The following is a 10,753-nucleotide window of genomic DNA, read 5'->3' on the forward strand; positions in this document are numbered from 1 at the left end:
TCAACATTACAACGGGCTAAACACACTCTTGTTCATTTTGTCGAACCCGAGCCGCGAGTTGGCGATATTGATCGGCGATGGTCTCTCCAAAAACAGGGTCATCTTCCGGTTGAAGCCATTGAGACTCCACTTCTTGCCAATCTTTCACCGTGAACGCCTCAACAATCATGGGTAGCACATGCTTCTCTTCATATTCCATGTGCTTTCGCTGAGCCTTAACAAACGCTTCAAGCTGCTCAATAAAGACTTGCTGAGGAACCACCGCATCTTGAAGGATCATATCGACCAAACCTAAAAAGTCCGCCGTTTTCTCAGAAAGCAATTGATGCTCTAACTCCAAGTCTTCAATCGCTTGCTCGCTGCCATATTGCTTAAGATAGTAGCGATAAATGACGTCTTCTTTAGGGTGATGCACTTTGTCTGAATGGTTCATAAGGTAATGAACCACCTCTGCGATCAGGCTATAGTTTATTTCTCGCTCCTGTTTCAGAAACTCTAACTTACTGTTGAGTATCGCGAGTAAACGAGCCATATAGCCATGCTCTCGTCTTATCCTTTCAATCATCATAGTATTGCACTCCATTACACCTACTATTTATAAGTGTATACGAATATGCTGATTTATGATTTGACCCTGCTCAGAAAACCACCAACCTACACTTCTGTTGGTAAACGCCAGTCAATAGGTTGTTGATCCATAGAAGAAAGCAGCTTGTTGGTTGTAGAGAAATGCTGACAACCGAAGAATCCACGGCGTGCCGATAATGGCGATGGGTGAGGTGCAACCAACACATGATGCTTGTCGTCATCAATCGCTTGACCTTTCTTCTGGGCGTGTGCGCCCCACAACAAAAAGATGATCGGTTCAGAGCGCTGATTGAGCTCAGCAATAATGGCATCGGTAAAGGTTTCCCAGCCACACTTAGCATGTGAGTGTGCTTTTGCCTCTTCGACTGTAAGGACTGTGTTCAACATCAACACCCCTTGCGATGCCCAAGAATCGAGATAACCATGACTAGGAATCTCAAAGCCCTCTATATCTTGTGCAAGCTCTTTGTACATATTGCGTAGAGAAGGTGGGATTTTCACACCAGGAAGCACTGAGAATGCTAAGCCGTGAGCTTGGTTAGCACCGTGATAAGGATCTTGCCCTAAGATAACCACTCGCACGGATTCGAAAGGCGTCATATCAAAGGCACTGAACACCTGTTCTTGTGGCGGGTAGACGGTTTTACCACTATTACGTTGCTGTTCAACAAACGCGAGGACACTCTGAAAGTACTCTTTATCACGTTCATCATTAATAATGGATTCCCAAGTCTTTGGTGCGCTCATCGTTTTACTTCCCAATCATCAAGGTTTCTAGCGGCTTTCGCCAGACAAAAAAATAGCTGTATCGGCTAACTGTCCTAAATAAGGCTCTAGTTATACCTCATACAGCTATCAATAAACATGATGTGTAGGGTTCACTTGTTGATGAATCATAATAATCAGTTCAAGTTGTGCTTATCTCGATTAACCACTTTTCTGCTGTGTACGATGGTGGCCGTGGTTATGCACGTGACGGTTTGGTGTAGGTAAACGGCGTGCGACAGCAATAGTTGAAGTTTGGGTGATTGAATACATAAAAGCACCTCCTCTAAGACATCGTGAACTACATATTCACTTTAATACTATGAAAGAAAGGTGCCAATTTTTAGAAATAGACGGAAATAAATTTCCCCCTCTATTATTACGCTTGTTCGCTCGCTAGCGTTGCTGAGCGATGAAACATTCTAAGTTGTTGAATTTCCTCTTTCCAGATCGTCGAATCAATGGTTTCCAAGATAAGAGGGATACCATTAAAGCGAGAATCAGAGGCAATATACTCAAAACAATCCCAGCCAATTTCGCCTTTTCCTAAAGAATGGTGTCGATCGACTCGGCTCGCGAACTCAGCTTTTGAATCATTGATGTGCATTGCTCTTAGATAGTGCATACCCACGATGCGGTCGAACTCAGCAAAAGTATGCTCACACGCCTCTTTTGTACGTAAGTCATAGCCAGCAGTAAACGTATGGCAGGTGTCTAAGCACACACCCACACGTGACTTATCTTCTACCTGCTCGATAATCTCGGCTAGATGTTCAAACTTCCAACCCAGATTAGTGCCCTGCCCAGACGTATTCTCGATCACTGCGATTACGTCAGGTACCGCTTGATGAGCTAGGTTGATCGATTCAGCGATCTTCGCCAAACATTCGCTTTCTGAGATTTTCTTTAAATGACTCCCAGGATGAAAATTCAAAAGCGTTAGTCCAAGTTGATTACAACGCTCCATTTCATCAATAAAAGCCGCGCGTGATTTCTCTAGCTTCTCTTCTTCTGGCGCTCCTAGGTTAATCAGGTAGGAGTCATGAGGAAGAATGTGCTCAGCACCGTAGCCCAACATTTTGCAATTGGCTTTAAAGGCACTAATGGTTTTCGCTTCTAGTGGTTTTGCCGCCCACTGTCTCTGGTTCTTGGTAAACAGTGCAAACGCATTGGCACCTATTTCACGTGCACGCATAGGCGCCTGATCAACACCACCAGCAGCCGACACATGAGCGCCAATAAACTTAATATTTGTTTCCGGTTTTGAGGATGAATTATTGTTTGTCATTAAATCACTTTACACTTTCAGAATGCTTAATAAATAAAGGGTCGTATCGGTTGTAGTTCAATAAAAACACAACAAATGTAGTAAACTTACAACAAATATGGCTGTTAAATATTTTTTATACTTTAAAATATTTTGTAATTACTTTGTTTTCAAAGGTTTTATTGATTTACCTCAATATAATCACCTTTGTAAAAATATGGTTTTTGGTTGTTTTTTGACTTAAATCAATGTTAACCTTACTAATATTAGGTATATATTACCCAGCTCAATAAAAATCGAAAGTTAACACCATAATCAAACCACATTCAGTGGACTAGGAGATAGTTATGATCCAAGGTATTCAAATTACTAAAGCAGCAAACGATGACCTACTAAACTCAATCTGGCTACTAGATAGCGAGAAGAATGAAGCTCGTTGTGTTGTTGCTACTGCAGGTTTCGAAGCTGACCAAGTTATCTCAGCTGCAGACCTAGGCGAGTACGAAAGCCGTGAAGTTGCAATCGAAGCAGCACCACGCATCGAAGGTGGTCAACACCTTTAATATTGGAAAGCCTAACTACTAAAAAGTATGACTTAATCGCATCAAGCCCTTTATCAGCAATGGATTTGATAGTCATAAAGAGAGAAAAATCTCATATTTTTTATTAGTCATGTTTTTTTAAGAAGTCAGCACTTAGAGTCATGCTTTAAGTCATAAAAATCAAATCAAAAATTAAAAGGAAATCCATATGATCCAAGGTATCCAAATCACTAAAGCAGCTAACGATTCTCTACTTAACTCAATCTGGTTGCTAGATACAGAAAAGAACGAAGCACGTTGTGTTGTTGCAGTTGAAGGCTACGAAGCAGACCAAGTAGTTCCATCAGCAGATCTAGGCGAATACGAGTCTCGTGACGTTGCTATTGAAGTCCCAGCGAAGATCGAAGGCGGCCAGCATTTGAACGTGAACGTCTTAAAACGTGAGACTTTAGAAGATGCAGTAGCTAACCCTGAGAACTACCCTCAGCTAACAATCCGTGTATCGGGTTACGCTGTTCGCTTCAACTCTCTAACTCAAGAACAACAACGTGACGTTATCGCACGTACTTTCACAGAGTCTCTATAAGAGCTAAGTACAATAAATGATAAAGGCGCAATTAGCGCCTTTTTCTATTGATCGATTTTGCTAACACCATTACTAAACAACTTATTTAATCCACACCAATTTAATATGCACTCCTACATACATTGAAACCTACTACCTTCTTCTGTCCAGTCGCTTAAATCCACATCAATTCCCAATCTTGATACTTCGTTATAGATAAACGACACCGAAATCAAATTTAGCTTTTGATGACTCACAACTCCGTATTGATGAATTCCAATCTTTGTCGTATTATAGTGATATTCATTGAATTATTTGGATGCACTCGATATGCAACAAGCTGAGCTAGAAATCAGATTTCAAGCAGGTGAATTAACCAAAGCCATTGTAGTTCCAGAAGCATTTGGCACAGATTGGAATCTAATGCTACAAGGGAAGAACAAGTCAACACAATACACCGTTACTCCACAACGTGGAGATGATGCTAGAAAATTCAAAACCATTGATGCAGCAGCGAAAGTTGCACGCAAAATTGGCTTTATTGAAGTGTCAGTAAAGTTTCCAGAGCTAGTTAGATAGGCGCTACACGCCTATATTCATTTATATTCGTTACTTCTCCGTTCAAAGAGGAGTCATCAAGTGACTTTATTGCCTCCTCTCTTTCATTGATCGGTATTTTAAAGAACAAAGCTGTTACTGTTTGATGATACTCAGACTGATACTCTTTTAGGGTCTGTTTTGCTTGCTCTGCATCCTTTTTATCACGGGCACTCTCGGCTTTTAGCTCTCCATTTAAAGCCTTCAGTTTATCAACCTTTTTAGTCAAGCTCGCTACATCATCACTATGATTCTTGTTAGGGCTAGGGTTCTCTATCAACTTAACAATATCAGGGTGATGACGAAGAGCGCCAACAGATAGTCCAGCTTCCTTTTCGACATTTGACTTGTTTAGTTTTACAACATTTTTCTTTTTCAGATCTTTATGCGTGTAGGTCTGCTCTTTAATTCTAGAGATTGCATCGAGTAGTGCCTTACGAGAAGCATCCTTGTTACGAGCCATAGTTACCTCTATATGTTTTGTACAGGGATTAACTGAGAGACATCATCTGGTATCTCAAAGACTTCATGTGGGAAGTTTAGATCAGACATGATTTTCTCTGCCGAGCGTATGTCCATCACATACTTCGAAGCTGAACTGCCATTAAGCTCCCCCGATTCCTGTAAAATTAGTAGGTCTCTCATAGCCGTCATTCGTATAGATTCAGCCTCGCTTGCATCTTCAATAATATCCCAGCCACAATCAGTACATTCTGAAAGATCAATAGCAGCTCTCATTGCGCACTGCCTCTTTGTGCAGTACATACCCTTCCCAATCACATGGACATGCACCTTACCAGTTCTGATTTCCTCTTTCCAAAATCTAGGTAAAAGTTTTCTGCCATTAACGCCTTGGTCAAAAAAGTTAGCGTTATCAATAACTTCCTTCAAAAGATTTTTACCTAACCCTCCAGCCAAGCGCTCTTTGTTTGCTAACTTGTTATAGGTGCGAGACATTACTCTAGCTGAACGCTCCTCTCTTTCCTCTTTAATTTCACCAAAAATTTTCTTCAATGAGTGTGCATTTTTTGCGTACCAACGTGTCATAGCAATAGATATATGACCCAATTGTTGCTTTAACTGTGGGAAGTCCATTAACTCTAGACCAATCAGGTAGAACGCAAAACTTCTTCGGCATTGGTGGTTTGTATAAGGAAAACTATCACCAACTTCAAGGAGTCTGCTATGTTCTGGATTAGATGCCCTAAGGGCATCTAAATCATGAGAGTTCAAAACAAATGTATCTTTGTATAAACGCTTTATGGTCTCTCTAATTGTTTGTCCTAATCCGACCTTTTCAATAGGTCTTGGGTGGTACACCTCTGTTAAGGCTGCAAAGAAGGTACTGTTGGAACCTTCTTCAAAGCGCTTTCGATAAGGTCGATGGATAGCGTTGAGAACATGAAAAGCCCTAAAGCCTGTCCGATTTGTTATATAGACGTCATCGGCAGTCTGAGAATCTAGAGTCAACTTCTCCTGCTTTGTTGTAAGCGCATAAATAGTATTAATTCCTATTTTAATATGATCCCGAGCACCATACACGGGAGATATCCCAAAAAGCTCACCAATTCTCATACCACTTAATGCCATCACTAAAAATGCCGCATTGGAATTAAGAGCACGAAGATACTCTGAAAACTCAGACCTAACTCGAAAAGACTTCGAGCCAATTTTAACCTGAAAATCTTCCCAAATACCTCTAGCTTTAGAGCCATTCCAGTTTGCGCCAACACAACTTGCCCAAACATCCTCCCACAACGGCTCTTGCTCATTGTCAATGATTGGAATGCCTTCACTTTCAAACACCTCACGGATACTGTTAGCTTTAGAATCACTTGGAATGGCGCTTTCCAGTGACAACTCACCTCTTCTAACTTTTCTCATTAGTTCAGACTTTACTGAACTCGAATGAGTCAGGAAAACTTCAACTGCATTTTCAAGCTCTACTCTATTTTTGTATGCTTCACTGATTTCAGAAATAGCACAATTCACCATTTCAAAGTAAATCCTGAATGGGATAACAAAGTGTTGATCAGGCGGTAACACTGGCAAGCTAAAATGTTTCGGCTCCAACGATTTATTTATCTCAATCTGGATAGGCAATGACTCTTGGCACTGAACCAACCTGTTAATCGCAGATAAGACTTTATTCCCCTTAACGTTAATGTTCAGACCGCTCTCTTGAAGTCGAAATATGGTATCTTCATCGATATCAGAAAAGCTAGTAATCCCAATTTCTGTAGCATGTTTGGCTATTACTGTGAGCTTGCTAACCGTATCAACAATCGATGTATATGAATATTTACCGTAATCTGTCAGCAGCTCTACAGCAGCAAAGCACTTGATTTCATTGCGTATATTTCTTGGTAAAATATAACCATCAAAGCCTTTCCTTGTTGAGTGGTTAAATAGCAGGCGATTTGTTTGATAGCCGTCACCAATCTGGCTTAGATCCCATACATTTTGCTCAAACAGCACAGGAAATTCAGAATTACTAATTACCGCAAGTGATTCCAACTCATCCCAACTTCCACGTTCAATTGCTGGCAAAAGTACATCATCAACATGGTCGGTATCGATATCGTCAACAAACTCTTCAAAGCTAACCTTTGCGCCACTTGCTGCTTTAATAGTTTTCATAGTGCTCCCCAGTTAGTCTATGCATACAAAAAATAGCGACCATTCGCCTCTAGTAAAGCCTCAGCTTCTTTAAGAACATTTTCTGATATGTTTTGAGATACGATTTCTTCATATGACTCGATTCGATTATCCAACTCCTCATTTTCAGGATGAAGATCAGCAGTATCAATTAGTGACTCTATAAATGACAAAAGTTTATAGACCTGATTAGGTTCATCGACCAGTTTGGCATTGAGGCACTCATGGCATTTATCAAATTGGTAGCAATGGAGTTTTGATGAATCATCTATGACTCCCATTTTTTTTGCTGCTGCCTGAGCTAGCTTATCCTCTTGGCCTTCGAACTCTGGCTTACCATCACAACATGTGCCATTGGGATTACTAGGCTTGCCTCTTTTCTTGTATTCGTCAAAAGAGAGCACTTCAACCCTCCAAGTATCCCTAACCTTTTGCTTTGCCTCTTCAAGCTCCACACCTTTAATAACCAGCTCAATTACATCTAATGCTTGTGCAATAATCTCATTATTTAGCCCCTGATGACCGTTGGCATAATGTTCTTCGAACACTTTTTTAGAGTTCTGGAGGACAGTCATAGCTGTGAGTTCAGAACCATGTCGATACTCGTTATCCGCTACGGTTTTGCGGAATCGTGTAGAATTTAACGTGCAAAAGAAATGGCTAGGTGTAAGCCCTATCCTCGATAGAAAAGGAGCAGTAACGGGGTACGAGTTAAAGAAGCTAGTTTCACCGCTCCGTCCTTGTGGAAATAGATAAGACGCACCCTTGGTAGGCTCAATATTATAGTTTGAGCCATCAATACTTGATTTTGAAGTGTGCTGATTACCCTTTTTACGTTTTCTAAACAGAGGGTTTCTTGCTGTTGCCCAGTCTTCTATTTTCTTAACAACTGGCAAAAACACCTCATCAAGGTAAAAGGTAATCACAGCGTTCTGAGCATCTTCTGATTCTGAGCTTATCAATGCAGAAGTACATGTCACGGTGATCTTCCCATTCTCATCAGGTGCTGAATAAAACAGTGGCAATTGAGCATGTCTTAATGATTGAGCCGTGAAGCATTGCATGAACGCAACTGAAAGACGGAGCATCAATGAAGTATGTTGATTACTGGTAGGCTGGTAATACTCTTTAGACTTTGAAATACGCCGAACACCCTCATCATCAACAACCCTTTTTACCTGCTCAACATAACTGTGCTCACAAAGCGAATTAATGCTCTCCGCCAACCTTTCCGCTAACCCGACACGCTTATCCGCAAATAGCTCTAACTTTCGTGGAACGTTATCATTTTTAAAATCAGTTTTAAGTTCTGTAGGCAAACCTTCATTATCTAGCTGATATAGCAACAAGCCGTGCTCATCAGGGTTAAAAGTAGATGATAGCTTCAGCAGCATGTTCAGAAATGCAGCCCCTGTACGTTTATCTACTCGTGCAGAGACTTCCTCTAATTCAGATTCGCCAATAACCCCTGTAACTTCCTTCGCAGCTCGACCTTTAAAGCCTTTAATAATGGCGTATTTTGAAACTTTTCCTTCGGATTTTTCCTTTATGAATTCAATTGGTCTTCGAACAGATGTAACTACAGAGTCATTGAAGGCCGTATAATGGCAAAAGAGGTGATAACCAATTTCCATTGTAAAATTAAATACTGCATTGAGCGTCATACCTTCTAGAAACAGTAATTCCACATCAAGGGTTTGTTTTTTCGAGCTAAGTGTATTCTTAGCTATGCTATAGGCGATGTCTTTTGAATCATCTGAAAAACGCCCCAACTCTTGCTCTGCAATTAAGATAGGGGTAAGTAAGAAAAACTTGTCATGCAAGCGCCTGAGTGTAGTGTCATGTTCATTTTTACTGAAATTTTCTAGCGCCTTTTTAGGCTTCCCTGCGACTGAAAAGTCTTTTAAGCCTTTGTCCCAATCAAAAACATCTAAACCAATTTCAGAGAGGGCATACTTCAGAAGTCTCTTTTTACCAGCGGCAGTTTTTTCTGCAATGCCCTCTACCTGCCCGTCGTCGTACATGTAAGAGTGGCTATGCTGACGCTCTGCGGATTCAACCAACCTCCACATATACCCCTTTGCACCAAAATATGACTTCCATGATTCTTTAGAGAATGTTTCAAGTTGTTGCCTATCAGCGTGTCGAATCAATGATCGTAAGACATGGTATAATTGTTGCCCCGTACTGACTCTATCTAACTCAAAGTGCTGTTTTATTGTTCGTTTCAGCTTATCAACCAAGGTTAGTCTTACACCGCATTCAACCTTCAGTTGCTCAATGTCAGCAAATACATAGTCTAGGCATGTAAGGTCAATCTCCCTAGTAACACCTTGCTTTGTGTATTTTAAAACATCATTGTCATATGGAGATTCTTTTCTATTCTCAAGGTCAGAAACGTACAAATCCGAAATGTTACTTTTCGCCATCAGCAGCCTCCTGTGCTTCCTGATTCCGTCTCAACGCAGCTTCCTTGTTGAGCTTTAGGTCTTTTAAAAAATTGATATAAACCATAGTGTCTGTTGATTCGCTGTGTCCCATAAGGCTTTTCAGTTCGCTGAAAAAGAAGTCCAATGGCAAGTCCGAATCTCTCACTTTTTGCAGTAGAAAATCTGTTGCAAAAGTTGCTCGTAAATCATGGAACTTGTAGTACCAAGTTGTGTGAACAAGTCGAATTTCAGATCTCAGATCTGACCAAATTCCTTGAATTGTATTTGGGTGAATTGACCCTAGGAGAGTTCTATTACTGAGAAATAAGCGGGGCTCAAACTGGCTCCCCTCGGACAGCGTGCCTAACGAATCAACTATGCTTTGTCTACCTTCTGAAATCTTATAGTCATAGAGTAATGTCATTAGAGATGCTGGTATTTTAGTGACTCTTGAAAGGTCATTCTTAGTTTGGACACCATTTGATGTATTTAGCGCTAGTTCGCACTCGACCTCGCCTAAAGATGGTTGATAGATTGCCCCTTCGTTCAATGAGGCAACTTCTTTAATTCTAAGCCCTCCTTTGTAAGCCAACTCAATCATTAGTCGATTACGCACCGAAAACTCAACTCGATTTATATAAGTGTCGAGAACCTCTAATTCATACTCTGGTAATGGCTTCAGTTTCTTATGTGGTGGGACTTTTGCGGAGCGAGGGAACTTATTCATGACACTAGTTGTTTGAACCACAATCTCATAATTTCTTTTTGTGTGGCTCAACATATCTACATTCTTGTTAGATTTACGAGGTATTCGCTTCAGTGTGAATTCAAACGGTTTTACTTTATCAGACCAAACTAGTACACCTTCTCGATTCATCCATTTGTAAAAATCGACAACAAATCGCATGTACGTCTTCGCTGTAGACAAGGCGAGCTTTAACCCTGCTTCATGATCACCGATAACACACCGAACAAGAAAATCAGCAAATTCACACCCAACACCATCAGAAGGATCTGCAAATACATCCCTGTAAGACTTATCTGTTAAATCAAGCCATCGAGTAAACATCAGCAGGGCTTGGGCACGAGTAGCAATAGACTGGGTCTTACGAGCGTAGACTGTTAGATAGAGGTTTTGTGGGTATACCAATTTACCTAGAGAAGTAACGATCTGAGGAAGTTTGTTTTCTTTTTTCTTAGAGCGAGATGGAGCATAAGGCTCAATCTCACCTTCACCATTAACTCTAACTTTTAATTCTGGGTATAAATCACAGTTAAGAGTAGTGAGAGCATAGGAATAATATCCTTTACTATCGGCCCCCTCATTTCTATTAATCAAAAG

The 10,753-nt window shown here is 40.7% G+C and carries 9 protein-coding genes and 1 pseudogene; 3 read left to right on the forward strand and 7 right to left on the reverse strand.

The genetic code is table 11. The annotated features are described in order from the left end of the window. Positions 1 to 16: 16 nt before the first annotated feature. From AB4249_RS03965 to nfo, 3 genes are all read right to left on the reverse strand, one after another. A complete protein-coding gene (locus AB4249_RS03965) occupies positions 17 to 568 on the reverse strand; it encodes a hemerythrin domain-containing protein (protein WP_017070073.1) in 552 nt (183 codons plus the stop codon). An 86-nt stretch (positions 569 to 654) separates the two neighbouring features. Then, complete coding sequence (gene ung, locus AB4249_RS03970; RefSeq protein ID WP_102428207.1) at positions 655 to 1,335, reverse strand: uracil-DNA glycosylase; 681 nt, start codon at positions 1,333 to 1,335, stop codon at positions 655 to 657. Positions 1,336 to 1,732: 397 nt separating this feature from the next. Beyond that, positions 1,733 to 2,641: a deoxyribonuclease IV gene (gene nfo / locus AB4249_RS03975; RefSeq protein ID WP_102319761.1), complete on the reverse strand. Its 909-nt coding sequence runs from the start codon at positions 2,639 to 2,641 to the stop codon at positions 1,733 to 1,735. 326 nt (positions 2,642 to 2,967) lie between these two features. Here nfo and AB4249_RS03980 point away from each other — a divergent pair. From AB4249_RS03980 to AB4249_RS03990, 3 genes and pseudogenes are all read left to right on the forward strand, one after another. Next, positions 2,968 to 3,180, forward strand: a pseudogene (locus AB4249_RS03980) (autonomous glycyl radical cofactor GrcA); the annotation flags it as partial. A gap of 190 nt (positions 3,181 to 3,370) precedes the next feature. After that, a complete protein-coding gene (gene grcA, locus AB4249_RS03985; protein WP_104216215.1) occupies positions 3,371 to 3,748 on the forward strand; it encodes an autonomous glycyl radical cofactor GrcA in 378 nt (125 codons plus the stop codon). 309 nt (positions 3,749 to 4,057) lie between these two features. Continuing rightward, positions 4,058 to 4,306, forward strand: a complete 249-nt coding sequence (locus AB4249_RS03990; protein WP_104216214.1) for a plasmid replication protein RepB — start codon at positions 4,058 to 4,060, stop codon at positions 4,304 to 4,306. Here AB4249_RS03990 and AB4249_RS03995 read toward each other — a convergent pair. The 4 genes from AB4249_RS03995 to AB4249_RS04010 are packed head-to-tail and all read right to left on the reverse strand — an operon-like array spanning position 4,299 to position 10,750. Then, entirely contained in the window at positions 4,299 to 4,787 is a 489-nt protein-coding gene (locus tag AB4249_RS03995) for a hypothetical protein (RefSeq protein ID WP_104216213.1), read from the reverse strand. The two genes, AB4249_RS03990 and AB4249_RS03995, sit on opposite strands and share 8 nt — an antisense overlap. An 8-nt stretch (positions 4,788 to 4,795) precedes the next feature. Further along, positions 4,796 to 6,964: a site-specific integrase gene (locus tag AB4249_RS04000; protein ID WP_104216212.1), complete on the reverse strand. Its 2,169-nt coding sequence runs from the start codon at positions 6,962 to 6,964 to the stop codon at positions 4,796 to 4,798. Between the two features lie 17 nt (positions 6,965 to 6,981). Next, positions 6,982 to 9,411 (reverse strand): hypothetical protein, encoded by a 2,430-nt coding sequence (locus AB4249_RS04005; RefSeq protein WP_104216211.1) that lies wholly within the window; start codon positions 9,409 to 9,411, stop codon positions 6,982 to 6,984. Next, positions 9,398 to 10,750, reverse strand: a complete 1,353-nt coding sequence (locus AB4249_RS04010) for a site-specific integrase (protein ID WP_136999106.1) — start codon at positions 10,748 to 10,750, stop codon at positions 9,398 to 9,400. Before AB4249_RS04010 ends, AB4249_RS04005 begins: the two co-directional genes overlap by 14 nt. Positions 10,751 to 10,753: the final 3 nt, after the last annotated feature.

Origin of the sequence: Vibrio sp. 10N.261.55.F4 (assembly GCF_041470465.1) — a bacterium.
Taxonomy (GTDB): domain Bacteria; phylum Pseudomonadota; class Gammaproteobacteria; order Enterobacterales; family Vibrionaceae; genus Vibrio; species Vibrio crassostreae_C.

Excerpts from the sequence above, each read along its gene's own strand:
- ung (WP_102428207.1), bottom strand. The coding sequence starts at position 1,335 with ATGAGCGCACCAAAGACTTGGGAATCCATTATTAATGATGAACGTGAT.
- AB4249_RS03990 (WP_104216214.1), top strand. The coding sequence starts at position 4,058 with ATGCAACAAGCTGAGCTAGAAATCAGATTTCAAGCAGGTGAATTAACC.
- AB4249_RS03995 (WP_104216213.1), bottom strand. The coding sequence starts at position 4,787 with ATGGCTCGTAACAAGGATGCTTCTCGTAAGGCACTACTCGATGCAATC.
- AB4249_RS03965 (WP_017070073.1), bottom strand. The coding sequence starts at position 568 with ATGATGATTGAAAGGATAAGACGAGAGCATGGCTATATGGCTCGTTTA.
- AB4249_RS04000 (WP_104216212.1), bottom strand. The coding sequence starts at position 6,964 with ATGAAAACTATTAAAGCAGCAAGTGGCGCAAAGGTTAGCTTTGAAGAG.
- grcA (WP_104216215.1), top strand. The coding sequence starts at position 3,371 with ATGATCCAAGGTATCCAAATCACTAAAGCAGCTAACGATTCTCTACTT.
- AB4249_RS04005 (WP_104216211.1), bottom strand. The coding sequence starts at position 9,411 with ATGGCGAAAAGTAACATTTCGGATTTGTACGTTTCTGACCTTGAGAAT.
- nfo (WP_102319761.1), bottom strand. The coding sequence starts at position 2,641 with ATGACAAACAATAATTCATCCTCAAAACCGGAAACAAATATTAAGTTT.